Source organism: uncultured Maribacter sp. (assembly GCF_963975365.1).
GTDB lineage: Bacteria > Bacteroidota > Bacteroidia > Flavobacteriales > Flavobacteriaceae > Maribacter.
Genome location: NZ_CAXBGF010000001.1, coordinates 521868 through 548451 on the forward strand (window position 1 = coordinate 521868; position 26584 = coordinate 548451).

Genomic DNA, 26584 nt, shown 5'->3' on the forward strand with positions numbered 1-26584 from the left:
TTGAAAAAGGTAATGCCAACAACAAAGACCAGCTGGTTAAATAGCTACAAAACCTATCAGAGCAATGATGAAATGTATTCATTGAACGATGGGTTAAAACCATATTGGGATAAATTATTTAAGAGATTTGATGAGCTAGGAGTCAATGGATTAAAGGCCCGCCAGAAAGATATTGATTGGTTATTGTCTGAGAACGGCGTAACCTATAATGTTTATAATGACCCAAAAGGAATGCATAGGCCTTGGAGCTTAAATGTGGTGCCTTTTGTTTTGCATATAGAAGAATGGAAAAAGGTAGAAGTGGGTTTAAAACAACGTTCCGAACTACTTAATTTGGTTTTAAAGGATGTTTACGGCGAGCGAAAACTGATTAAAGATGGTATTGTTCCTTATGAGGTCATTTATGGACATCGTGGTTTTTTAAGACAATGCTCGGGTATGGAGCTTAATCTAGAAAAGTATTTATCCATATATGCAGCAGATTTATGTCGCGGCACCGATGGTCGTTTGTGGGTGGTTAATGATCGTACAGAAGCACCATCAGGAATGGGTTATGCCTTAGAGAATAGATCTACGAGCAGTAGAATTCTTCCTGAAATGTTTGCAAAAATGCACGTTAAACGGTTGTCTGGTTTCTTTCAAAAATTCAATCAGATGCTTATTGATGCGGCCCCAGGTAAAAAAGAGAATCCGAATATCGTAATTCTAACTCCAGGTTCACATAATGAAACGTATTTTGAACATGCCTACATGGCTTCCTTTTTAGGATATCCATTAGTTCAAGGCAATGATTTGGTAGTTCGCGATGGTTATCTTTGGATGAAATCATTGCAAGGTTTAAAACAGATAGATGTAGTATTGCGCAGAGTAGATGACGCATTTACAGATCCATTGGAATTACGTGAAGATTCACATTTAGGCGTCGCAGGATTATTAGATGTGGTGAGAAGAAAAAATGTATCGGTCATTAATCCAGTAGGAAGTGGGGTTATTGAAAATCCTGGTTTAATTCCTTTTATGCCAGCGATTGCTAAATATTTTTTGAAAGAAGAGTTGTTATTGCCTCAAATAGCTTCTTGGTGGTGCGGACAAGAAAAAGAAAAAAATTACGTACTAGAAAACTTATCGAAATTAGTAGTAAAAAGGATAGATCGTACCAATAGGGAAAGTATCTATTTTGGAGAGCAGATGAGTGTCAAAGAGCTAGATGCACTTAAAAAGGTGATTATAGAACGACCATATCGCTTTGTCGCTCAAGAACACATCCATTTTTCTACAGCTCCGAATCTTACAAATGAGAGCTTAGAACCAAGAAATGTAGTCGCACGTGCATTTTGTATTGCCTCAAAAGACCAATATTCGGTAATGCCGGGTGGTTTGGTTAGGGTTGCATCAGACAGCGAAACAGTTAGGGTTTCTAATCAGCGAGGTGGTACAAGTAAAGATTTATGGATATTGGATGAGACCGCCTCAAAAGAAGATAAAAGTAGGCAATGGCAACAGAAATCATCGGTTGCAATTTCAGGATTAAATGACTTGCCAAGTCTAACGGCAGAAAATTTATATTGGGCAGGGCGTTATGTTGGGCGTACTTTAGTTAACGCTCGCTTTTTACGTACCGTAATGCGCCAAATGGCTATAGTACAAAATAGGGATGAAAAGCCCGATTCAGAAAAGCTAAAAGTATTGTTCAGAGCGGTTACCCAATTGACAGGTACCTACCCAGGTTTTATTGAGAAGGATAAGAATGGAAAACTGGCAATGGATAATCCTTACGAAGAAATGCTATCTGTTATTTTAGATAAAAATAGAGTTGGTAGTTTGGCCCACACCATAGGTATGTTCAGTAATTCATACTATTCTATTCGTAATTTATGGTCATCGGATATGTGGCGTGTATTTGAAAATATCCAAAAATTATGGAATTCTTTAGTAGATGGTGAGGATCATTCCATCAACCGAATTTTAAAAGTATTGAATCAATTAATTACCCGCTTAATTGCTTTTATGGGGTTGATTGAGGAAAGTATTATGGTGCAACAAGGTTTGTTGCTTTATTTTATTGGATTGCAATTAGAGCAAAGCTCGTTGACTATTACTAAATGTCGTGCCTTACTAACCATTAAATATGACGAGCAGGTAGAATATGATTTGTTGGAGTATTTACTGACAAGCCATGAAAGTTTAAATATTTATCGATACAGTTATCGTTCGCATATAGAGTTAGAACATGTGCTTGATTTAGTAGTTCTAGATCTAGATTATGCGCGTTCTTTAACATTTATGATTAATCGTTTACAGAAAGATATTTCTCGTTTGCCACATTCGAAACAAGACCATCAATTAAGTAATTATCAGAAATTTGTATTCGAGGCCTTTTCAAAATTGAGGTTAGCAGAATCATCAAAACTAGCCAAGACAAAATCTGAAAAAGATTACAGGCGGGAAGAATTGGATATCCTTATGAAAGAACTGTCAAATCTGTTACATCAAACATCGCAATCTATATCGAATACTTATTTTAATCATACAAACAAGCAAAATCAATTGTTTACACAGTCTTTCCCTATTTGAGTATGATATTTAATGTAACACATATTACCAAGTACGAATATAATGCCCCAGTAAGTTATTGCCATAACATAGCTACGCTTAAACCAAGGGAATCGAAGGGGCAAGAGCTTTTAGATTATAAAATACAGATAACTCCAGAACCCGCTGAAATATCGGAACGTATAGATTTTTTCGGAAATTATATTACCCGTTTTTCCGTACAAACAGAACATAAAATACTGAAAGTTACAACGAAGAGTAAAATTAGTAGGGACTATGTGAAGTTTCACGAATCTTTTAAAAGTACGGCATGTAATAAAATCACGATGAACGATGCATTGGTGGCTTTACAAGGAATTGATCCAGAAGTGCTTGAAGCAAAACAATATATACTTGAATCAATATTTATACGACGCACGGATAAAGAAATACGTGAGTATGCCGAATTATCTTTTAATGGAAATCGTTCGGTTTTTGATGCGGCTTATGAATTAATGCAACGTATTTATACCGATTTTGATTTTGATGCAGAGTTTTCTACAATTTCAACACCCATCGAAGAAGTGATGAGGGAAAAGAAAGGCGTATGTCAAGATTTCGCACAGATTGCCATAGCCTGTATTCGTTCCGTTGGATTGCCCGCACGTTACATAAGTGGTTATATTGAAACCTTACCACCACCAGGCAAGGTGAAATTGGTTGGTGCCGATGCGTCGCATGCATGGTTTGCGATATTTATACCAGGTTTTGGCTGGGTAGATTTTGACCCCACCAATAATATGATTCCCAAAGATCAACATATTGTGGTTGGTTGGGGAAGGGATTATTACGATGTGCCACCATTAAAAGGAGTGGTGTATGGTAGTGGTCAAAGTACGTTAAAAGTATCGGTTGATATTGCTTCGGTTATTTAGCTAAAAGTAATTTAGCTTCTTATTTATTAATTTAGAAACCGAAAAATTTCAATAGTAGATAAAAAACTGAAGGGCATAAAAGACAGCCAACTCCCGTATAAAATGTGGCTGTTAATGCTCCGTAAGGCACTAGTTTTTCATCAGTAGCTGCTAAACCTGCAACGACACCACTTGTAGTGCCTATTAATCCACCAAACACAACGGCAGCATGTGGATTATCCAATTTTATTCTTTTTGCGATAACGGGTGTAATTATGGTTGTAAAAATTGTTTTGATAACACCAGTCGCCACACTAATGGCTATAACGTCTGAGCTTGCCCCTAGGGCACTACCTGTGACCGGACCAACGATATATGTGCAAGCGCCTGCAGCAATGGTGGTCATGCTAATAGCATCGGTATAGCCCATAAAATAAGCAATAAAAACACCTAAAAAAAAGGTCACTGTCACTCCTATGAAAAGTGAAATTATTCCTGCAAGTCCGGCTTGTTTTATTTTAGAAATGTCGGCACTCATTGCAGTGGCAACAACTGCAAAGTCTCGGAACATCGAGCCCCCTAAAATTGCCATTCCAGCAAATATGGGAATATCGGACATACCTTTTTTATCTCCTAAAAATGCTAACGCTAGTCCAATGAGTATCGCAATTGCTACTCCTGGTATTTTATTTCTTAGTAGTTTTTTTGAAACCAAAAATGAAAATAACATAACAAAACCAACGAATAGAAATGCGAATACCAATCCGTTTTTGGCAATGATTTTTTCAATAATCTCCATGCTTAGTTTTTAGGGCTATAATCGTTCTTGCCAATTTTTGATAGTACGGGTACAAGCATCATACAGGCAAAGGTGGTCACTATTCCGGCTACAACAGCAACAAATCCGCCTGAGATGGCAGCTTTTACATTTAGCGTCGCCGCCATTGCTACAATGATAGGGATATACATCGAACTCCAGAATAAAATACCTTTTTCGGTCTCAGGAATAAGCCATCCTTTTTTTCTCAGGTAAATACTTGATCCAATCAAAAGGATCATGGCAAAACCGACTCCACCAATATCATTGTTAATGTTTATTAATTTCCCTAAAAGATTCCCTAGAAATTTACCGACTAAAAAACAAGCAGCCAGTAATGCTACCCCATATATTTTCATAGGTCTTTCAATTTATATGAATAATTTTTTGATATCATTCTTTGTTACTTTTCCCATTACGTTTCTTGGTAAATCTTCTTGAAAAATATATTTTCTTGGTGTTTTATATGCGGGTAATTTTTCTTGAATCCATGATGTTAAATCTTCTATCGATAATTCGCCGGACTTTAAAATGATACTTGCACCGATAATTTCTCCCCATTCTAAATCGGGAATACCAACTACACCACAGTCTTTTATCTTTGGATGTGTTCGAAGAACTTCTTCAATTTCTAAAGCGGATATTTTAAAGCCGCCAGATTTTATTATATCTACTGAATTTCTACCTAAGATTTGGTAGCTATCTACATCGAATATGGCTATATCACCAGATTTAAACCAACCATCATTAGTAAAAGCTTCTGAAGTAGCCTCTGGTTTTCCCCAATATTCTTTAAAAACATTAGGTCCTTTGATTTGAATTTCCCCTGGCTCACCAGCTGTAACAATTTGGTTATTCTCATCAGCAAGTCTAATAGATACACCGTGAAGCGGTTGACCGATATGGCCTGGCCTACGTGTGCCATTATATGGATTGCTAATGGCCATTCCCATTTCGGTCATGCCATAACGTTCTAGCAAGGTATGTCCGCTAATTTCTTTCCATTCTTCTAAAACACTAACAGGAAGGGCTGCGGAACCGGAAACCATTAATCGGAATTTGGATAAATGTTCTGAAATATTCCCTTTTTCTGAGTTAGAAAGTTCGTTGAAATAAGTAATTAATTTAAAATATATGGTTGGTACGGCCATAAATACATTAACCTTATCTTTTAGGAAAATATCGAATATAGCTTTTGGGCTAAACTTTGGAAGGAACTCGCAACAGGCACCACTCCATAAGGCACAGCTTAACATATTTATAATGCCATGTACATGGTGAAGTGGTAAAACATTTAGCACGTGGTCATTTTCATTCCATTCCCAAGAAGTCGTTAGGGCCGTTATTTGTGCTTCAATATTAGCATGAGTAGTGACAACTCCTTTTGGTAAGCCGGTAGTGCCACTTGTATAAAGTATAAGTGCACTTCGGTCTAAAGTTATTTTTGGTAATTCACATTTTTTGGGAGTAATATCAACGTATTTGAGAAATCGGATATTACTACTTTTGAATAGAGGCGAAAGTAATTCCTCGAAAGCCTCCGTATAAATTACCGTAGTAGCTTCGGTATCTTCCAATACATATTGTATAGAGGGTAGCGGATGTTTTTCGCAAAGAGGAACAGCAATGCCACCAGCTCTCCATACGCCCCACTGAACAGCAGCATAAGAAAAACTAGCTGGGACTAAAAAAGCGATTCTTGCCTGGTTTAAATCTTTTTTATCTTGTAGTAAATGCGCAGAAACATGTTCTGACTGGGCTAATAGTTGACGGTATGTGTAGTTTTTACCATCGCTATTGATGGCAACTCTTTCTATGAACAAAGAGGCTCTTTCAATTAATGTTATCATTTAATAGTGATGCTTAATTAATGTGTTAGCTAAACAAGGTAAGCACCAATACTGGAAATGCCAAAAAATATAAATAATTCTATGAAGGCGATTTTATAATTAATGATTTAGGAAAAGTTGTTAATCTTTTAATTTGAAACTAGTTTAGGCTCTAATATTTTTGATTTTAGTCAAGGTTTCTTTTACCAATGCTTCTAACCCTGCGTAATCTTTATTGGCCAAAATATCTTTGCTTATTAATTTTGACCCCATACCAACACAAGTAACACCAGCATCGAACCAAGCTTTTAAATTAGCTTCATCGGTACTAACACCACCAGTTGGCATAACGCTAGTCCAAGGTTGTGGGCCTTTAATTGCTTTCACAAAACCAGGGCCGTAAAGGTCTCCAGGGAATAATTTTACGATTTCACAGCCCAATTCCTCAGCTTTGTTGATTTCGGTTAATGAGCCACAACCAGGTGACCATAAAACTTTTCTTCGGTTACAAACAATTGCAATATCTTCTCTAAAAGATGGGGTTACGATAAAATTAGCCCCTATTTGCATATAGTAGGAAGCCGCTGCAGCATCGGTGATAGAACCTACGCCCATAATCATACCAGGTAGATTTTTTATTGCGAATTTGTTCAGTTCGGTAAATACTTCGAAAGCGAAATCGCCACGTGCGGTAAATTCCATTAATCGTGCACCACCATGATAACAGGCTTGCAAAATATTTTTGCCTAATTCGATGTCTGGGTGATAGAATAAAGGAACCATACCAGACTCCTTCATGACTCTTGCTACTTCTATTCTTGAATATTGTGCCATTTTTATGTTTTTTATTTCTTTAATAAAGTTTTATTGAAATCGAATTTTCTGGATTATCAATTTTTTTTAGACATTGATTGTAGTATCAAAAGTCTTACAGGAGATTCCCGCAGTATTATCTAGCAACTCTACCAGAGGCATCACCACCCATAAGTTTGTTGACTTCGTCTACAGTAACCAAGTTGGCATCTCCCTTAATCGTATGTTTTAAACAAGATGCCGCAACTGCAAAGTTTAGTGCATTTTGGTCATCTTCTGGGTATTTCAATAATCCGTAGATCAAACCTCCCATAAAAGAATCTCCACCACCAACGCGATCTACGATATCGGTAATTTGATATTGGCGTGTTTCAAACATGTTTTTACCATCATATAATACACCTGCCCATGTGTTGTGTGATGCAGAAATAGACCCCCTTAAAGTGGTAATCACCTTTTTTGCTCTAGGGAATTTTCCCATCATTTGCTTACAAACCGATAAGAAAGCTTCAGCTTTAACATCGTGCCCATGTTTATGCACATCCAAACCTTCAGGATGAATTCCAAAATGCTTTTCTGCATCTTCTTCATTTCCTAAGATAATATCGCAATACGAAGTTAAATCGGACATTACTTTTTCTCTATGTACATTATCGCAATACGTCCAAAGTTTAGCTCTATAATTTAAATCTGTCGAAATGGTGATTCCCATTTCACTAGCTACTTTAACGGCTTCAAAACAAGCATCTGCAGCACCTTGCGAAATAGCGGGAGTAATACCTGTCCAATGAAACCAACCAGCACCGTCAAAAACTTTTTTCCAATCAACCATACCAGGTTTAATTTCGCTAATTGCAGAATGTGAGCGGTCGTAAACAACTTTACTGCCACGGCTAACAGCACCAGTCTCTAAAAAGTATATACCCAAACGATCACCACCAAAAATGATGTTTTGAGTGTTTACACCTCTTTTACGCATTTCCATTAATGCACATTCACCAATATCATTTTTTGGCAAACGTGTTACAAAATCGACAGGTATACCATAATTAGCTAAAGAAACGGCTACGTTAGATTCTCCTCCTCCGTAAACTACATCAAAATTATTGGCTTGTGAAAATCTTAAAAATCCTTGTGGTGCTAAACGAAGCATGATTTCACCGAATGTTACTACTTTTTTCATGTTGATTATTAAGTTTGAACTGTAATAAAATATTGTGATTTAATCGATTAACCAATTATCATAAAAAATAACCAAAAAAAGGCATTTTTTGATTACGATAATTAAAGCCTTACTTTTGGTTAATCGATTAACCAAATATATATAAAGAAGTTGAATAAAAAAAGAACAACTTTAAAAGACATTGCCAGTGTTTTAAGTATTTCAACGGCAGCGGTTTCCAAAGCTCTGAACGATGACATGCGCATAAGCGTAAAAACAAGAAAAGCGGTTAAGCAAGTGGCCAAGGAATTGAACTATCAGCCTAATCATTTGGCAAGTGCGCTTAGAAAAGGGAAAAGTAATTTAGTAGGGGTGATTGTACCTAGAACTAATAGTAGTTTTTTTTCTTCTGTAGTTGAAAACATGGAAGAGGTACTTAATAAAGCTGGGTATAATATTATTATTACCCAATCTAATGAGTCCTTTGAAAAGGAATGTAAGAATATTGATACGCTGTTATATACACAAGTGGATGGCATTATAGCTTCAATGGCCAATGAAACGGTAGATTTATCTTACTATGAAAAAATAAAATCCAATGGTATTCCTTTAATTATGTTTGATAGGGGAGAGAACGATTTAAATGTCGATTATGTAGGTATTAATGACTATGATAGCAGCCATATGATTATAGAGCATTTAGTAGCAAAAGGATGTAAACGTATTGCACATATTGGTGGCTATAGAAGAACAAGAATTTTTAACAATAGAATACGTGGATATATAGATGCGATAAAGAAATACGATTTGCCTCATGATGATGAGTTGTTGATTGAAAGTAGTCTGACTTTAGAAGATGGAAGGTGTCAAATGGAAAAATTATTGGCATTGAAAAATAGACCCGATGCTGTTTATGCGGCAAGTGACTATGCTGCTTTGGGAGCACTTCAAATTTTAAATGAAAAAGGAATTAAGGTGCCGGAAGAAATTAAATTGGTAGGTTTTGGCAATGAGCCGTTTACTTCACTGGTTACTCCTTCTATTACTAGTGTTAGCCAACATAGCGAGCAAATTGGAAGGCTAGCGGCGGAAACTTTTTTAGGCTATGTAGAAATAGATGATGTTGATCAATCTTTGAATAAAATAATTTTAGATTCAGAACTAATCATAAGAACTTCATCTAAATAAAAAGTGTTGATTGTAAAAACACAAAACGATTAATTGGTACCGTTTTAAAAAAATATTCGGCTTAGTTATACCATTGCATAAGTTTTTAATGGATACTCTTTTTTTAAAGATTTCCAAAATCAGTACTGATATAATGACCACACTTTATGACATTTATCAGATTTTTTCTAGAAAAGTAAGACCACATTTGTAGCATATTTAATCTAGAAACAATGCTTACATCTAAATCAATACACACTTTTCATATTCCTGTAATGGGATTGGCGTATACCATAGACAGCCCAATTCGGGTGGCTCATTATGGAATTTCATCCGTAATTTCTATAATAGATGATGAACTAATGGAAAAAATGAATTCGTATTATAGCAAAAAATTCAGCCTTCCCTATAAAGAAATATCAAAAAAAGTACAAGACTACCGTGCCGAACGCATTACCTCTTATCTGAATTTAGTGGATAGTATCGTCAAGAAGAAATTTACCGAATTTAAAACAGAACTATTAGAAAGTAAATTGGCACTAGAAAATTTTCTAGCAACCTTACCAAATACATCTTCTATAAAAGAAGGGCTTTCTAATTTAATGAATGAAAGAACGGGATATAAAGAGAGTTTAGAAAATTTTTTGGAAATGTATTTAAAAGTTGGTGATATCGATGTGAATATTATGACAAAGGTGGATAAGGACAATTTCACTAAAAATGAACAATTACCTATCGAATTTAATGATGCACATGCATCGCTTCGTGGTTTTGCCAATAGTAATTTAAATTCTTCAGTCGTGCTCTCGGCAGGGATGAATCCCAGATTGTATAGTTACTTTGCGAATTTTAAGGATTTCTTTCCAGATAAAAACAACCAGTTGAAAAAAAGGATTATTCTTAAGGTCAGCGATTATCGTTCGGCAATTATACAAGGTAAATTTTTAGCAAAAAAAGGGCTTTGGGTTTCAGAATACAGAATTGAATCTGGTTTAAATTGTGGCGGTCATGCCTTTGCGACAGATGGCATATTATTAGGACCTATTTTAGAAGAGTTTAAAATCAAAAAAGCGGAATTACTACAAGATACTCACGATGTATTTGTAAAAGGATTAACACAGAAAGGTTTAACTGCGCCTGAGCAACCACTAGATTTGAAACTTACCGTGCAAGGTGGGGTTGGTACAGCAGATGAACACAAATTTTTACTTGAAAATTATCTAGTAGATTCTGTTGGTTGGGGTAGTCCATTTTTATTGGTTCCAGAAGCTACTTCTGTAGATACAAATACCAGAACTTTGTTGGCAAACGCTATTGAGAAAGATTTTTATTTAAGTGATATTTCACCTTTAGGTATTCCTTTCAATACCATAAAGGGAACCACAAATGAGTATCATAAGCAAAAAAGAATCGAAAACAATAAAGCCGGTAGTTCTTGTCCTAAAAAATATCTGGCATTAAGTAAAGAATTAGGTCCAGAAGGTATTTGTACCGCTTCAAAAAAATATCAAGATATAAAATTACAAGAATTAGAAACTCAAAGGTTAGAGATATCTCAAGATATATATGAGAATAAAAAGAATAAAATAAATGAAAAAGCATGTCTCTGTGTGGGTTTGGCGAATGCATCTTTTTTGGAAAATAATATTAAGATTAAAGGTCAAGAGCAAGGTGTAGTTATCTGTCCAGGACCTAATATGGCTTATTTTAACACAGAAGTGTCACTATTTAAAATGATGCGACATATTTATGGGAGTGACTCTGTTCTTTCGAATATATATCGCCCCAATATGTTTATTAAAGAATTGAAAATGTACATTGATTATTTGAAAAAAGAAATTGAAACTTTTTCAGAAAATGTAACGAATAAACAAAGTAAGAAGTGGGAAGTTTTTAAAAGTAATCTGTTTGATGGAATCGTTTATTACCAGAACTTATTTCCAACCTCTGGTAAAGAAGAAAATGTAATTATACAAAAGGAACTTAAATTTTATAAAGAAGAACTAATAACTGTTTCCTTACCAGTATTGGTATAGATTATAATCAACACTTAAAATACCAATAAGTTGGACATTTGAATTATTAATAAATTTTCATGAAGTTTGATCTGGTAATAGTAGATGATTCTCTTTGACTGTCTGTGTCAGAAAGATTGGCGAAATTAAATCTCTAACGTAGAATATGTATTTAAATTTGGTGATGCTTGGGAATTTTTACAAGTGAACAAATCTGCCTTATTAATGATGGATATTGAGATGCCTTGGATGAATGAGCATTCTTTTCGATATATGTTCAGCGAAAAACTTTACGTAATTTCTACCTCTACTAAAATGAGTTATATATTACATGCTATCGAACTGGGTAGTGTAGATTTTCTATCTAAGCCTTTTTCTAAGCATTAATTTAATTGTGCTTTAACAGATATTCATGAAAGAATTGCACTCTAAAAGTATTGAATGAATTTAATACTAGGTTCTACCCAATTAGATACCAATATTGAAAAAGCTAACATCCAAATGTATCAAATGAAAAGTCCATTCAATTAATTTTTTTATTTCTTTTTAAGATAATGCTTGTTGGATTTTCACTTTTAATCATTTACTTCTCTCCTTAACAATTTTCAAAGATTTTCAATTTCACTAATTAGCTCCGTCCAATTTTGCTACATCAATGGTAAATTTGGCTACCTTTCGACCCTGATCTGTTCCTACTGTTGCATCAAACGTCCAGTGAATTCCACCATAAACCCTAGAAATGGCTGCTTCCTCGGCCCAACCTCTCACTAAGGTCGCTTTTTCTGGAAATATATATGCAAGTACTTCAGATGCCGCTGCAGAGAAAACACTGTGGCCAGATGTGTAGCTTGGGAAATTTGGGGTGCCAGCAATGGTCTTAAAACCATCAATCAGTTGTATGGGTCTAGGATAGTGGTAATAATATTTGGCATCCCAGCAACTGATACCCGCATCCATTATGGCCATATTTAAATAGGCCATGGTTCTAGCTGATCTTAATGGATTCATTTTGTTTTCTACCATAAATTCATTCGCAAAACGGTTCCAATGTCCCGGAGGAGTGTAAGTGCCCAATCCATCTTGCCAAAAATTGGCAATTCTTCTTTTCTCTTCGGTCATAGTGTCGGCATGGTACTTTAATATGGCAACGTCTTTAGTGAAGGCATCAGAATCAAGTGACGGTGGAGGAACTGGACGTACATCTTCGACATTGGCAACATTCCACATACTAACTTTTCCGAACAATGGCGTAAGTCCCACAGGTCTTATGGGTAACTCAAGATTATCCCATTGCCAACCAAAACGTTCAAAGGCCGCGGCCTTTATAGAGTCGGAAACGGCTTTAGGAGTTTGTGCATTTTTCATACCATCATTGGCAGCCCTTGTCAAGGCAATTGCTGAGATTTCGTCGCCTATTTTTGTACCTGAGGCAATATCACTAGAAACATTTCCACCAGAAAGTAAAAGGCTTTGTAAATGCTCATCTTCCATTTTTTGTAAATATTCACTTTCTAAAGGAAACATAGCTAAAAGTACTTTTTTGGAAACCCTTGCTAAAACAGCACCGTCGGATGGATAGGAAGGAATATCGTTTGGTTCATATGCGAAGTTGATAGAATTGTCTTGATGGTACGGTGCGGGCCTGTTGTATAAATATTTATGGTGCCAAGCTGAAATCAACCCATCGAACTGTGCTACGGAAAGATATGCCAAGGCCCTAGAGGCATAAGGTGGATGTGCAAAAGGAAAACCAGGAGGTCCGTTAGGATTGCTTGGATTCGGCAATGTATACGTTCCATCATCATTCGGTCCGGGAATCAGGTTATATTTTGCAATAAGTTCCAAGGCTATTTCATTCCATCTCACAATGGCATTATTTCCCCAGTAAGCCAAGGCCTTTTTTTGAGAAGTATTTATATCATTCATGGACACCTTTAATGCAGAAATTTCCGCTTTATAGGTGTCCGAAGAAATGTCTTCTGGTGCGCCTATATTTATTTCAGCACCTTCATCAATTAATATGGGGTTCCAAGTACCGCCATTTTCATCGGTACTTGAATAGGAGTAGTCCTTATATTCTAGATATGTGGGCAAATCCTTTTCGCATGAAACGAATGCAACCATGCCACAAATGATAATAAATAATGAAGTTGATTTATTGCGCATTTTGTTCGTTGTTTGTGTTTTTGATGAAATTAAATTGATAGGTTAAGCCTAGGCCTAAATTGCTGATCTTTGCTGTATTTAAACCATTCACGACATTAGTATAATAACCTACTACACCCAGACCATTAAGCGAAGTTGGGTAATATTGAAGGGAAACGCCAAGCCTGTCATATTTCACTTTATTTGTGGGTTGTGCCGAATTGTAAGCTCTAATATTGTCTCCACTTGTAGATTTAAGACCAGTATAATTCAGTTCTAACTTTAATACATTGTTCATAAACCATTTACCGAGAACCGCCTCTAAATTCCATGCATTAGGAACATCCATAAGGGAAGTGTAATAACTACCATTATTGTAATAATAGTCGCGTTCAGCCTCGGTATAGCCACGCCATAAATGACCTACCATACTCCGTATATAAAAACCAGTGTTAAGTTGATATTGCGCGATACCACGTAATGATAACTCTGGCGCACCAAAACCCAAGCTATAAGGCATATAGTCTGATAAATAATTGGTGGACGGTGTTGAATACCCTACTGTGGTTAAAAGTGATAATCGATCGGAACCCAATGATTTTTCTAGAGCTTTGTATTTTAGAGCAACCATAAAATTTTGAAAATCATTTGCCCCTTCAAATTTGCCGCCATTTGGTTCAGATGATTTTGTTTTAACATAAGGAAGCCCAATATAAAAGTTTAGATCATCGAGTATACCTACGGCTGCCATTGGTAATATTGTTGTACGGTTTACAGAAGCAATGGTTTCGTTAGACCTTAAATTATTGCCTTCCCAATACTGGTCAAAATGGCCATAATCATAACTTAAAAGAATACATATATTCTTTGATGGCATCATTAAGGCATCAGTAGGGGTTTGTCCACTAGAAATGGCAACCGTAGTTACTAAGACAGTCAGGATATTAAAATCTATCTGTGTCTTTCGCTTATACCGAAAGAGTGAAAGTAGTAGTGCGGTCATTTTATAATTGGTTTTTAGGTCGATTGTTTAAAGTAAGTTACCGGCCAAAGTAGGCCGGTCATTTACCATTTATTATTGGTATTTTTTTTACCAACATTGTAACAAACTCAACTTAAAAACAAATGTAGTTGCATTATAACTAAGCAGTGATTAATGAAAAATCAAAAAAGATTAATGAAAGATCAATTACTTTAATCAAATAATAAAAGAAAATCGTAACCCTCTATATAGTTCGTATTTTGATTTTTATATAAACAGTAGTTATCGTTTTTGATTAAGAAAAAGTAGGTTCTGTAGAACAAAATCTAGATTTGTAATTAGATACTTTTTTTAAATAAGGTGCAAAAAACGGTCAAAGTGAACCACTGAAAACGGAACTCTTTGAGCCATCAAAAAACCATTTCAGACTATGCTATAAAAGGGTTTACAATAATTATTGCTATGCTCACTTTAATCCGGATCGGGTGGTATACAATGACCGTCCTATCCAAGTAAGTTCACTTATTTCAAATTACTGACATTCTGGAAAAATTTGGAAGTTATTAAGAACTTTACTGGACCGTATTTTGAAAAGGCGGTATCCTATAAGAAGGACGTGAAATATTTAGTTGATTTCCCAGGAATCGTAATGCATTACGAAGTCTTTTCGGAATAAACCTAACTTCCAATTGAGCAGCTTGTGCAAAATAGTCTTGAAATTAAAATTTATTAAAATGGCTCTTGGTTTAGAAAAAAATCTATTGGTATTTTCTAAACCAAGAGCCAATTGTAAATCCTTTTTTGATTAATTAATTTTTGAATAACTAAAAAATTAATTAATCAAAACATATAACTTATTTTAGTTCGTATATCGCGATTGTACTTGACACCTCATGAGTGGCGATCATTAAATAATTTCCAGTTGGACTATCCGCTTTATCAACAACGATCAGCCCTTCAGGTGAAATATCATCGTTATCATACAACCAAGTTACAAAAGTAGGGTTTAAGGGGTTAGTTATATTATACGCCAATATTCCGCTTGTTCTTTCCAATCCCACAAACAATAGAGTCTCCTCGCCAACTTTTAGAGTCTTTACCGATTCCGGCTCAGCTCCTTTATCGTCCGATCTGCCGTCTGCTTCGCCTTCGTCCTGATTAAATATCGATGGTGCCAAAGCTAAAGTTCTGTTCGCAATTTCCGAACCTGAATCATAGACCAATTGTCCATTGGTATTCCAAATTGAAAAAGATCGAGTGCCATATGAGTAAATTTGCTCATAAAGTCCATCGTTATTCTCATCGCCATTGGCAGTTGTCGTTTTTAAACGACCTAAATTCCGATCTAATTGTAAATCTGCCGCATCGGGGTAAACGCTTGTGTCGAGCACCAAATCCTTTACCCTTACCTCTTCGGAATAACCACTGTAATCCCTAGAATCGCCCTCGTTCGCGGAAACGATATAACCGGTTCCGTTTGCCGTAAAATAATCAATGGCATCTGGCATGTAAAATCCCAATATATTCCAGTTATTTAAATTTCCCGCTAAACCATCCCTATCGGACACGTCCAATTCGTTGCCGGATAAATTCCAATTTTTTGTACCTAAACCAACTAGTGCAGTAATATTTTTAGATTCTAAATCTATGATGGCCATTCCATTATTTTCCTGCAAACCAATATAGGCTGTTTTAGAATCATCTGAAATGGTTACATATTCAGGTTCAATATCCTGTAATAAGGTTGATACACCATTATTACCGAAAATTCTAAACCCATTGCCAGGATTCGCCTGCCCGGTAAAACTAACTTGAAATACAGTTTCAGTAGCTACTTCAACTATTGTTACCGAGCCTTCCGGATCAATTGTATAATCATCGCTTGGCTCCCCTTCGTTCGCAGAAACAATATAATTACCATCGGGAGTAAATGTTACCATATCCGGCAAAGCGCCAGCAGAGTAGGATTTTATGAGTTCTTGGGAATCTGTATCGTAGGTTTCAATGGTGCCGTTTATTTGTTTGTTGATGTTCTCGACAGCGACCGCTAAGATTCCATTATGTACCGCAACCGAATTGGGACTGCCAGTCAAAGAAATTGAAGCACCTTTTAACGGATTGGTGGCATCAGTTAGGTCCAAAACTGAAATTTCATTCTGTTCTGGGTTCACGATGAATAATTTTTTGGTAATAGGGTCAAAGGCAGAAATTTCGGCGAACGCTTCTCCGTTACCATTGGTGAAAGAACCTATTTTGGAAAAACTTAATTGATCTATGCTGGTAAAATCCATTCCGTCCGCACCATCGATACCATCGATACCATCGGTACCATTTGTACCATCAACGCCATTGTTTCCGTCAATTCCATCCTTCGCACAAGAATTGAATAAAATAGAAATTCCAAGAATTCCTATACAAAAGGGCTTTACTAAATTTTTCATCTCTTAATTGTTTGGTTTGAACGCCAAAAATCGACTGTTAATGTTAAATTGTGGTTATGCGGGAGCTAAAAAATAATTACGATAAGGTTAAGGAAAAACTTATGGCAAATTGTATCAAATTTTTGTTCAGCACCATATAGGTTTATAGAAGAAAGATATGTTTTGGTATTTTATTTCGAAAAATCGCAGGCATTTTATTTCCAATTTAAAATATCCGATTAGGTGTAATGGAAGTTGAATTTATAAGCCTAAACCTAGCCAGTCAACTTGTGATAACTATTAAATCTAAAAACAAATCACCGAAATTAGTATAACCATTTAAATGTGCTAATTATACCTTTGAGTAAAATTTAAATCTACTGTTCAATAGAATACAGCCTTACCCATTTTACGACAATACTAAATTTAAAAACATTTTGTTCTTGGACTTACTATATATAACTAGACGGTAAGATAAGAGTGTGTTGGCTGTTTAAATTAACTTTGAAACATGTCAAGTGAAAAAAGGAATTACAGTGTAGCGTTTAAAGAAAAAGCCGTGGAACTGAGCTATGCCCGTGGCAGTGTTGTGGAGATATGTAGGGAACTGGACGTACCCACTTCGGTACCGGGCCGATGGCGAAGGGAATCCCAGGATTATGGGAAAAACAGTTTTCCGGGAAAGGGAAACCCAAAATTGACCGATGAACAGAAGGAGATCGCGGAGTTGAAGAAAAAATTAAGGGATACCGAGATTGAACGCGATATCCTAAAAAAGGTATTGCCCTTGCATCGGCTGGCCCCTCGCTAAAAAGGTATGCAATACCTTTTCTTAACACGCCGTCCTCTCCTAGGGCGACAGGAAAAATATAGGTTCATAAAACACCATAAATTCAAATTTCCAGTTGGGAGGATGTGCAAAATGTTCAATGTAAGTAAAAGCGGGTATTATAATTGGTCGGTCAGGGGGCCATCCAAGAGGTGGTACGAGAACGAGGACATATCATTGGCCATCCGTGATATTTTCAAAGATAGCTTCGGGGGGTTATGGGGCGCCCAGGATCAAAGTGGAACTGCTGAAAAAAGGGCATCGTGTCTCCAGGCCTAGGGTGGCCAGGATAATGAGGACCAATAACCTAATTGCCAGAAGAAAGCGCAAGTTCAGGTTTACGACAGATTCGGCCCATGATTGTCCAATAGCCCCTAATATCCTAAACCAGGACTTTACGGTATCCCGAGAGAACCAGGTTTGGGTGTCCGATATGACCTATATACGGACCAAACAAGGCTGGATGTACTTAACTGTAATAATCGACCTGTTCAACAGAAAGGTTGTAGGATGGTCGATGAGCGATGACCTAAGTACGGACAGCACCATTAATCCAGCTTGGAACATGGCGGTCAAGCAAAGGTCCATTACGAAAGAACTCATATTCCATTCGGACAGGGGGTCACAATATGCCAGTTATAGATTCACCAATATCATTAAAAGTTATGATGGGACCGTAAGACAAAGTATGGGTAGGAAGGGTAATTGTTGGGACAATGCAGTGGCCGAAAGTTTCTTTAAGAGCTTGAAAGTGGAATGGGTGTACAAACACAGCTATGACAACAGATCTGAAGCCGAACTTTCCATCTTTCAATGGATCGAGACCTGGTACAACAGAAGAAGGATACACTCGCTTTTGGGGTATAAAACAATAGAAGAATTTGAAACCGAAATGTCTAATCAAAAAATAGCCGCATGACTCTTATCTAATTGTCCACTTTTTTGTTGCAAGTCCAATGTTTTACCTTAGCGGTTTTTTGTGCATTAAAAAAGGCTTCCAATAATCTGGAAGCCTTTTTATTCTAGTAGCGGGGACTGGACTCGAACCAGCGACCTTCGGGTTATGAGCTTAGTCCGTACAGTAACTAACAAAACTTAAAACTACTTAAAATCAATGATTTACATAATTTTAATAAAATTTATCATCAATTATAGGCATCCGATACCAAATTATTCTGTACTTATTCTGTACTAGTTTTTGTATCTTTATCATTGCAAAAAGTAAGTTATGGCTAATATAAAAATTGTTCTTCGTAAAAATATGATTAAAAAGGATGGTACAATTCCATTGGCCATAAGAATAAGTGCAAATTATAAGACTAATTATAAGTGGCTTGGTCAATACGTTCTTGCAAAGGATTGGGATAAAGTTGCTGGACAAGCAAAAAGAAGTCATCCAAATTATAAAATGCTAAATAATTTTTTACTTAAAAAATTAACAGAAGCCAACGATGTTTATTTAAATAACCAAGATGAAAATATTACTCCAAAACAGGTCAAACAAAAACTGAAAGGTCCAGGCGGCTCTAAATCGTTTTTTGCAGTTGCTGCTCAACGGATAAAAACAAAATATGACCGTAAAGTTTTTTCAGTAGCCAAATCAGAGCTTTCTATTTTATACAACATTGAAGAGTTTTTAAATCTCAAAACTTCCTTAACTAAAAAAGATGTTATCGAAGGTATTGCAAAACGAAGAAGAGATAGAGTTGGCAAGGCTAGAAAGTCGGAATATTCCTTTATTGATGGAATTGAACATTTCCAAAAGAAAAAAGATTTGAAGTTTCAAGATATTAATCAGGCTTTTCTAGAACGCTATAAAACCTTTTGTTCCGCTTATCTTAATCAGAAAACTAGAACAATTTCAAATCAATTAATTTTTATCAGAACACTATTCAATGTTGCCATTAAAGATGGTGTTGTTTCTGCAAAGTATTACCCTTTTGCTGGTGACAAAGAAAAAATCAGATTAGGAACTAGTAATAAGATAGGTCTAACTATCGAAGAGGTCGAAAAAATTGAATCATTGAAATTAGAACCTTATTCTTCGATTTGGCATACGCATAATGTATGGTTGATTTCCTTTTATTTTGCTGGTATTCGTATTTCAGATGTTGTAAAATTAAAATGGTCTGATTTTAAGGATGATAGGCTGTATTACGTTATGAATAAGAACGAGAAGCCTTTAAGCCTTAAAGTTCCCGAAAAAGCGAAAGCTATTCTAGATTTTTACAAAATGAACAGAAAGAATAATGGTGGATATATCTTTCCTTTTTTAAATGAAGTCCGGCCAAATGATGATGAAGATTTTTTTACTAAGACTAGAAATGCCACTAAACTCTTCAATAAATATTTAATTAGAATCGCTGCCCAATGTGATATTGACAAAAGCTTATCTAATCATATTGCGCGTCACACTTTTGGAAATATTGCAGGGGATAAAATCCACCCATTAATGTTACAGAAGCTTTACAGACATAGCGACTTAAAAACTACTTTAAACTATCAAGCAAACTTTATTCATAGAGATGCTGATGATGCTTTGGATAGTGTAATTAGTTTTTAATCTGAGTTTTACCATTTACAGAACACTTCGCAAGTACCAACTTTTAAGAAATTTTAAGAAAGGCATAATTTTTGCAGCTTTCCAGTAAAAAACTGTCTATAGAACGTCAACTACATAATTCTTTGTAATTACCTTATCTAATATCGACCCTACTATTAACAGTTACTAACTCTGTAATTAGGTATGGTATGAAATTACATTTACTCGCACAAAATCTAGAAAAACAATTATTAGAAATTGAAGAAAATTCAGAGACAATTATGCAACGCTCAAAGCATTCTATAATAGTCTGCACGAAACTTTTAGGTCAATTTAAAAAGGAAATTATTAACAAAGGTTTCGCCTCTATCTCGGATGAGATTTATTTTTTTAAGCACACAAAACAAATCCCATTAAGACATCTTATCTATTTTTCTGAAATTCGTTCCTTTGAAATTCAATTCCCCAAAACAGACAAAGAATCACAACGCAAATTTATTAGAAGAAAGATGCAGAAAGTCAATCGTTTCTTTAGCTACAATTTGGACTTCACGCAATATGCTGATTCAAAACATACTCATTTTGATAAAGAATATTATACACGAGAATATTTGGGATCTTACATTATAGCTACATCTAAATTCTATTTCCAAGACCCTGAATTTTGTACACCAAGAGATATGCTTCTTGGTAAATACAGAGCCTATGATTCGCTAGCAACTTATTTAGATGAGAAAAAATTTAAAATTCGCAACGGTTTAAATGGTAAACTTAAATCCATTAAACCGATTGAAAAAATACATTGGCCATTTTCAAATACAGAATACGTTGAACTTTTATATGCACTCTGTGCAAAAGGATTGGGAAAACAAGATAACCAAAGCATAATGCAAATTTCCAGAAAATTGCAACAGCTATTTGATCTTGAACCAAAAGACATCTACAAAACCTATCACGACATCAAAAACAGGAAGAATAGCCGAACGCTTTTTCTTGACGAACTCTCTACATCTCTACTCATAGAAATGGATAAAAGTGAAGAATAAAACCATTATTTATCTATTCGATTCCTAATTCTCAAGCTTTTAAAAAAAGACCGTACTACGGTTGACCTACGGTAATTAATTTTTGCACCAGTTTTTTATAAAATTTAATGTGATTTGAACTTGTGGATTTGCAAAAAACATCATCAAAATCTATCAAAACAAAGCAAATTTCAAGATGTTAAATTTTGACCGTACTACGGTCGTACTAGGGAATAAAATCCAATAAACCTATTCAAATTTGTAGAACGAAAGTCAAATCAAGTCAGGGGCTATCAAATTAATTGTAAATCAATAGTCCCTTTCTTTAAAACCGTTTTATTATGCCAGCAACTATTATTACTTCAGACGACCTTCGAGAATTCAAAATGGAATTACTCGATGATATCAAAAATCTCTTATCCAAACAGGGAAATGGAAAACTTAAAAAATATCTCAAATCTTCTGAGGTTATGGACTTACTTCAAGTAAGTCCTGGAACACTTCAAAATCTTCGCATCAACGGAACGCTACCATATACTAAAGTTGGCGGAATCATTTATTATGATACCGAAGAAATACAAAATGTAATGACAGCTAACCGTGTACATCACGGTTTAAATTCTTAGGCAATGAACTATATAAAGCTACTAAACGCGGCTTTTGAAAAGTTCTATTTTGATGACCGCCTAAACCCTACCCATATCAGTTTGTATATGGCCTTGTTCCAAGAATGGAACAGCAGCCGCTTTGCAAATGAATTCTATGTTAATCGTAGAGATTTGATGCTCGCATCAAAAATAGGTTCAAAATCTACTTATCACAGGTGTGTTACCGATCTAGACTCTTGGGGTTACCTTTTCTACTTTCCTTCCAATAATCCTTACAAGGGTAGTAAAATCAAGATGTCCATTATCGGCACAAATGATGAACCTGATATGGGACGGTACAGTCCCATATTAGAACAGGTTGCGGAACAGTACCGTCCCAATAGTGTACCGATAATGGGACAGCACCATCCCATATCTGGACAAGTTGTGGCCTTGCACCGTCCCATAGGTGGACAAGCATTGGTATCTACTATAAACAATAACAAACAAGAAAACAATATAAAACAACCAAAGGGCTGGCAGGCCGTTATTGATTTTTTTATTGAAAAAAGTTTTAATGCTGATGAAGGAAAAAAATTCTTCGAGCATTATGAAACTCGAAATTGGCAAACTAGCGATGGAAAAGAAATTCGAGATTGGCGAGCCTTAGCTTTGAACTGGATGGATAGAAGCGAGCTTTTCAATGAAGAAAACAAACCAAACATAAAACAGGCGTCCCAAATCAAGGACAACTTGCGAACCACTAAAAACAAGGATTATGGACAACCCCTCTAAAATTATCGAAGGTGACGTGGAATATTCGCTGGGAAAATTTGACGGCAAAAGCGTTCTCTACGACTTTCCGAAAATTTTGATTTATCTGAATGCCAAAGGCAAACTATTGTTTGGCGAGAGGTTCAAAATTTACAACGAGGATAAAGATATTTTACTGAAGCTTTGTTCATATTTCATCAAGGATAAAGAAAATTGCAAAACCTATGGAATTGATATTGATAAAGGCATCCTACTTTCTGGACCGGTAGGGTGTGGAAAGACCAGCCTAATGAAATTGCTACGTCATTTAGTTCCCTTGCAGCGTCCTTACGAAATGATTCCTTGCCGGAATGTAGCGTTTAGTTTTAATCATCTTGGTTTTAAAACAATCGAAGAATACGGAAATACCAAGTTTTTCTGTTTCGATGATTTAGGTGTAGAACCTTCTGGACGATTTTATGGTAAGGACTTAAACGTGATGGGCGAAGTACTATTATCTCGCTATGAACTGTATCTCGATACCAAACACAAAATCAAAACCCACGCGACCACCAATCTGAATGCTGAAGAATTAGAAGAACGCTATGGAAATCGTGTCCGAAGCAGAATGCGAGAACTTTTTAATTTGATTGCTTTTGATACAAAAGCTGGGGATAAGCGGAAATGAATTTGAAAATACTGTATTTCAAAGTGAAACTTGTTTAATGTATGGTCATTTAAATCCTATTTACTTAACAACAGCTTTTGTTTTCTTGAATTGGTGAACAAGCAACAGTCCCATAAGAGCAATAAACACAACAATCTCCTTCGTTTGGTTTCAAAACCGTTTTACAATTCTCGCATTCGTAGAAAAACTGCAAAGCGTTTGTTGGCATATCTTCTACTTTTTTATGTCCGCAGTTTGGACAGGTGATTTCTGATTTTAATATAGTTAGTTTCCATTCAATTTTTATTAAAGCATATGTGGTATGTCGGAAGCCAATGTTGGATATGAAAAAATCATTGTTCTAATATCATTAACCTTCATTTTTGTTTTTATGGCCATTGCGAAGAGATTTATGGTTTCTTCTGTATGTGGTCCGATTAAATGCGCTCCCAAAATTGTTTGGGTTTCTACGTCAATTATAGTTTTGAACGCATATTCTTCAACGTTTAAACGTTTGGCATTGAACCAATCGCCGACCTCTTTATAATTTATCCGAATATGGTAGTTCAGCTCTTTGGCTTTCGATTCAGAATAACCAACAGAAGCCATTGTAGGCAAAGTAAAAACTACCGTTGGCATTGGCGGATAACTTATTTCTTTAGAATTGCCTTTGATGATATTTGAAGCAACCGTATGACCTTCCAAAACTGCAACTGGCGTTAAGGGCAAACCTTCTGAATCTGCGGCATCGCCTGCTGCATAAATATGAGGGTTTGAAGTACTTTGAAGGTATTTGTCTACCGTAACACCTTTTTTAGTAAAGGCTATGTTGGCTTTGTCTAAATTTAAATCAAATATTGCTGGTGGACGGCCGGCAGAATTAAAAACAGCTTCGGCTTTGAAATATTCTGTTTTCTTTGTGGATTTACCTTTCACTCGATACTGGTTGTCCACTTTTTCAATGGCCATTACCTCTGTATTAAGAATGAGTTTTATATCTAATTTTTTGGTGGCAGAAACAAGATGTTTTACAATATCCTGTTCAAAATTTTCCAAGGGATTTTCTCCACGATGAACAATAGTTACCTCTGCTCCACATCGAGCCGCTATATGTGCAAACTCAAAAGCAATATATCCGCCACCAATGAACAATAAGGATTTAGGCAATTCTGCCAAATTCAAGAAATCGGTACTGGATTTGGCGAAATGTCCACCTTCAAATTCTAAAACCCTTGGCTTGGATCCCGATGCGATTACAATTTTTTTAGCTCTTACTTTGTCGTTTCCAACTTGCAATGTGTTTTCTGATAGAAATTTTGCTGAACTATGGAAGGTATCTATTCCGTTCTTCTTATATCCTTTTTCAATTTTTGGCGGCATTTCATCCACAAAGGTTTGTTTAAAAGCCATTATATCCTTCCAATTGACTTTAGGTATGGTATCAATGCCATTACCTTTAAGTCTTTTGGCAAAGTCTCGTACTTCCGTAGCGCCTATAATCACTTTTTTTGGGTCACAACCTCTCAATGCACAAGTGCCACCATAAGGTAATTCATCCGTTATTCCGACTTTCAGGCCTTTTGAGGCGCATTTATTGGCGATGGTCATTCCTGCCATACCCGAACCAATGATGAATACATCGTAATTTTTCATATAAAATTATTTTTCTTCTTTAGCTAAACTAACTTGCACAACAACTTAATTTAGAAACATCTTTGCCAAAAGTAATCGCTGCTAATTTAATACCTTCTCCTAATGTTAAATAGGGGTAAAAACTTTCAGCTAAATCTTTTACTGTAATGCCAAACTTAATTGCCATACTTAATTGTTGAATAAGTTCGCCACCTTCTGGTGCAATGACTCTAGCACCTATTAACTTATCGGTTTCAGTATTACGAATCAATTTAATGAAGCCTCTTATGTCTTGTGCGGCCAATGCTCTAGGAACGTGCTTTAAGTCTAATTTACTCACTTCAAAAGGAATACCTTTTGCTTCTGCTTCTATTTCATCCATTCCTGCACCAGCAATTTGAGGGTCAGTAAATACTACCCAAGGTAATGATGTATAATCCACACTCTTCTTCGACAATGAAAATGCATTGTTTACTGCTGTATTGCCTTCGGTGGCAGCTGTATAAACAAATGGTGGTGTATTTGTTACATCTCCAGTTGCATAAAGGTTAGATACATTGGTTTCCATTTTTTTATTAACTATAATTTGTCCACTTTTGGTTAAGTTTATACCAATATTTTCAAGACCTAATTTAGATGTGTTTGGTTTTGTTCCGGTGGCTACAACAATATGTCCTTTCTCAATGATTTGAGTTGTCGAACCATCAGGGCAGTTGCAATGAATGATAGTATCATTACCTCGTTTTTCGAATTTAATGGCTCTGAAATTTGGTAAGATTTCAATACCCTCACTTTTCATTTGCTCTACCAAAACATCTGTAATATCACTGGTTTGGCTACGTAATGGTCTATCCGTAAATTCTATAATACGTACTTTTACACCCAATCGGCTATAAGCTTGTGCTATTTCTAATCCAATATATCCAGCTCCCATAATGGTTAAGCTTTCAGGTTTTTCTTCTAAATCAAATAAAGAAACATTAGTTAAGTAGCCTACTTCATTTAATCCTTCAATGTTTGGAATGTTTGTTGTCGCTCCGGTTGCTATAACAATGTTCGTTGCACTGTATTTATCTTTTCCATCTACAACAATGGTTTTATTATCTACAAATTCAGCCCACCCCTTTAGCATTGTTAGATTTTCAAAATCTCTTACAACATCCATATATTTTTGTTGCTGTAATGCCGAAACCAACTCTTTTTTATCTTTAATAATTTGTTTAAAATCAATATCTACACCTCTTGGTTTAATACCCTTAAAATTAGAATGTGTAGCGTGATATGCAGTTTCGGCAGCTCTAATTAAGTTTTTTGACGGAACGCATCCAACATTTACACAAGTACCCCCAAAATCTAATCCACCATTTACCATTAGTGTCGTAAGCCCTAAACCTTCAGCTTCAATTGCTGCTGAAAATGAAGCAGAACCACCACCAATAACAATTAAATCAAATTGATTTTTATTTTTATTGGATTCTTTAGAGATTGTAGTATCAGAAGTTGAAGAGAAAGAATCCTCTTTTTCAATACCATTTATAACAGAATAATTACCAATGTCATTTACTGCATTGATTAATTCTTCTTTACCCATTTTACTTGTATTAAAAGTAAATTCTCCTTTTCCAGTTTCGTGATTTACATTGCTATTTATAATACCATTGGTCTTATTCATATCTTTTTCGATATGCGAAGAACAACCGCTACAGGTCATCCCGTTTATTTCTAATGTGATTTTTTCTATATTTTGTGACAT

21 protein-coding genes and 1 pseudogene are annotated in these 26584 nt (G+C 35.7%); 11 read left to right on the plus strand and 11 right to left on the minus strand.

Annotation, left to right across the window (positions count from 1 at the left end):
- The first annotated feature begins 12 nt into the window (after window positions 1-12).
- A complete protein-coding gene (locus AACZ49_RS02345; protein ID WP_339651183.1) occupies window positions 13-2574 on the plus strand; it encodes a circularly permuted type 2 ATP-grasp protein in 2562 nt (853 codons plus the stop codon).
- A 2-nt stretch (window positions 2575-2576) separates the two neighbouring features.
- Window positions 2577-3467, plus strand: a complete 891-nt coding sequence (locus AACZ49_RS02350; protein ID WP_339651184.1) for a transglutaminase family protein — start codon at window positions 2577-2579, stop codon at window positions 3465-3467.
- A gap of 31 nt (window positions 3468-3498) precedes the next feature.
- Here AACZ49_RS02350 and madM read toward each other — a convergent pair whose 3' ends face one another.
- The 5 genes from madM to AACZ49_RS02375 form a co-directional block, all read right to left on the minus strand.
- Window positions 3499-4245 carry a malonate transporter subunit MadM gene (gene madM / locus AACZ49_RS02355; protein ID WP_339651185.1) on the minus strand — a complete coding sequence of 249 codons (747 nt, stop codon included), beginning with the start codon at window positions 4243-4245 and terminating at the stop codon, window positions 3499-3501.
- 2 nt (window positions 4246-4247) lie between these two features.
- On the minus strand, window positions 4248-4622 hold the full coding sequence (madL, locus tag AACZ49_RS02360; RefSeq protein WP_339651187.1) for a malonate transporter subunit MadL: 375 nt from the start codon (window positions 4620-4622) through the stop codon (window positions 4248-4250).
- 12 nt (window positions 4623-4634) lie between these two features.
- Entirely contained in the window at window positions 4635-6113 is a 1479-nt protein-coding gene (locus tag AACZ49_RS02365) for an acyl-CoA synthetase (protein WP_339651188.1), read from the minus strand.
- A gap of 144 nt (window positions 6114-6257) precedes the next feature.
- Window positions 6258-6926, minus strand: a complete 669-nt coding sequence (locus AACZ49_RS02370) for a bifunctional 4-hydroxy-2-oxoglutarate aldolase/2-dehydro-3-deoxy-phosphogluconate aldolase (RefSeq protein WP_339651189.1) — start codon at window positions 6924-6926, stop codon at window positions 6258-6260.
- A gap of 115 nt (window positions 6927-7041) precedes the next feature.
- The gene (locus tag AACZ49_RS02375; protein WP_339651190.1) at window positions 7042-8088 is read right to left on the minus strand and encodes a sugar kinase; all 1047 of its coding nucleotides are present in this window, start codon (window positions 8086-8088) and stop codon (window positions 7042-7044) included.
- Between the two features lie 150 nt (window positions 8089-8238).
- On the opposite strand from AACZ49_RS02375, the gene AACZ49_RS02380 reads away from it, so the two are divergent.
- From AACZ49_RS02380 to AACZ49_RS02390, 3 genes are all read left to right on the plus strand, one after another.
- Window positions 8239-9255, plus strand: a complete 1017-nt coding sequence (locus AACZ49_RS02380; RefSeq protein ID WP_339651191.1) for a LacI family DNA-binding transcriptional regulator — start codon at window positions 8239-8241, stop codon at window positions 9253-9255.
- A 212-nt stretch (window positions 9256-9467) separates the two neighbouring features.
- Window positions 9468-11270: a hypothetical protein gene (locus AACZ49_RS02385; protein WP_339651193.1), complete on the plus strand. Its 1803-nt coding sequence runs from the start codon at window positions 9468-9470 to the stop codon at window positions 11268-11270.
- 204 nt (window positions 11271-11474) lie between these two features.
- Window positions 11475-11636, plus strand: coding sequence for a hypothetical protein (locus tag AACZ49_RS02390; RefSeq protein ID WP_339651195.1), 162 nt, complete (start codon window positions 11475-11477; stop codon window positions 11634-11636).
- A gap of 237 nt (window positions 11637-11873) precedes the next feature.
- Here the strand turns inward: AACZ49_RS02390 and AACZ49_RS02395 are convergent, their stop codons facing one another.
- From AACZ49_RS02395 to AACZ49_RS02405, 3 genes are all read right to left on the minus strand, one after another.
- Window positions 11874-13415: a vanadium-dependent haloperoxidase gene (locus tag AACZ49_RS02395; protein WP_339651197.1), complete on the minus strand. Its 1542-nt coding sequence runs from the start codon at window positions 13413-13415 to the stop codon at window positions 11874-11876.
- Window positions 13405-14397: a transporter gene (locus AACZ49_RS02400; protein WP_339651199.1), complete on the minus strand. Its 993-nt coding sequence runs from the start codon at window positions 14395-14397 to the stop codon at window positions 13405-13407. Before AACZ49_RS02400 ends, AACZ49_RS02395 begins: the two co-directional genes overlap by 11 nt.
- 833 nt (window positions 14398-15230) lie before the next feature.
- Complete coding sequence (locus AACZ49_RS02405) at window positions 15231-16817, minus strand: choice-of-anchor I family protein (RefSeq protein WP_339651201.1); 1587 nt, start codon at window positions 16815-16817, stop codon at window positions 15231-15233.
- A 490-nt stretch (window positions 16818-17307) separates the two neighbouring features.
- Here AACZ49_RS02405 and AACZ49_RS02410 point away from each other — a divergent pair.
- The 6 genes and pseudogenes from AACZ49_RS02410 to AACZ49_RS02435 all read left to right on the plus strand — a co-directional run bounded on the left by AACZ49_RS02410 (window position 17308) and on the right by AACZ49_RS02435 (window position 23220).
- A pseudogene (locus AACZ49_RS02410) lies at window positions 17308-18544 on the plus strand (IS3 family transposase).
- A gap of 309 nt (window positions 18545-18853) precedes the next feature.
- Window positions 18854-20188 carry a phage integrase SAM-like domain-containing protein gene (locus AACZ49_RS02415; protein ID WP_339651203.1) on the plus strand — a complete coding sequence of 445 codons (1335 nt, stop codon included), beginning with the start codon at window positions 18854-18856 and terminating at the stop codon, window positions 20186-20188.
- A gap of 188 nt (window positions 20189-20376) precedes the next feature.
- Window positions 20377-21213 carry an RteC domain-containing protein gene (locus tag AACZ49_RS02420; protein WP_339651204.1) on the plus strand — a complete coding sequence of 279 codons (837 nt, stop codon included), beginning with the start codon at window positions 20377-20379 and terminating at the stop codon, window positions 21211-21213.
- Between the two features lie 320 nt (window positions 21214-21533).
- Window positions 21534-21818, plus strand: a complete 285-nt coding sequence (locus AACZ49_RS02425; protein WP_339651205.1) for a helix-turn-helix domain-containing protein — start codon at window positions 21534-21536, stop codon at window positions 21816-21818.
- A gap of 3 nt (window positions 21819-21821) precedes the next feature.
- Window positions 21822-22574 (plus strand): hypothetical protein, encoded by a 753-nt coding sequence (locus AACZ49_RS02430; protein WP_339651206.1) that lies wholly within the window; start codon window positions 21822-21824, stop codon window positions 22572-22574.
- A complete protein-coding gene (locus AACZ49_RS02435; protein ID WP_339651208.1) occupies window positions 22558-23220 on the plus strand; it encodes an ATPase in 663 nt (220 codons plus the stop codon). The genes AACZ49_RS02430 and AACZ49_RS02435 overlap by 17 nt, the downstream gene beginning before the upstream one ends.
- Before the next feature lie 64 nt (window positions 23221-23284).
- On the opposite strand, the gene AACZ49_RS02440 is transcribed toward AACZ49_RS02435, so the two are convergent.
- Genes AACZ49_RS02440 through merA form a run of 3 tightly spaced genes read right to left on the minus strand, consistent with a single transcriptional unit; the run spans window position 23285 to window position 26584 of the window.
- Window positions 23285-23500, minus strand: a complete 216-nt coding sequence (locus AACZ49_RS02440) for a GDCCVxC domain-containing (seleno)protein (RefSeq protein WP_339651448.1) — start codon at window positions 23498-23500, stop codon at window positions 23285-23287.
- A 5-nt stretch (window positions 23501-23505) separates the two neighbouring features.
- Window positions 23506-24852, minus strand: a complete 1347-nt coding sequence (locus AACZ49_RS02445) for an NAD(P)/FAD-dependent oxidoreductase (protein ID WP_339651210.1) — start codon at window positions 24850-24852, stop codon at window positions 23506-23508.
- A 28-nt stretch (window positions 24853-24880) separates the two neighbouring features.
- Entirely contained in the window at window positions 24881-26584 is a 1704-nt protein-coding gene (merA, locus tag AACZ49_RS02450) for a mercury(II) reductase (protein WP_339651212.1), read from the minus strand.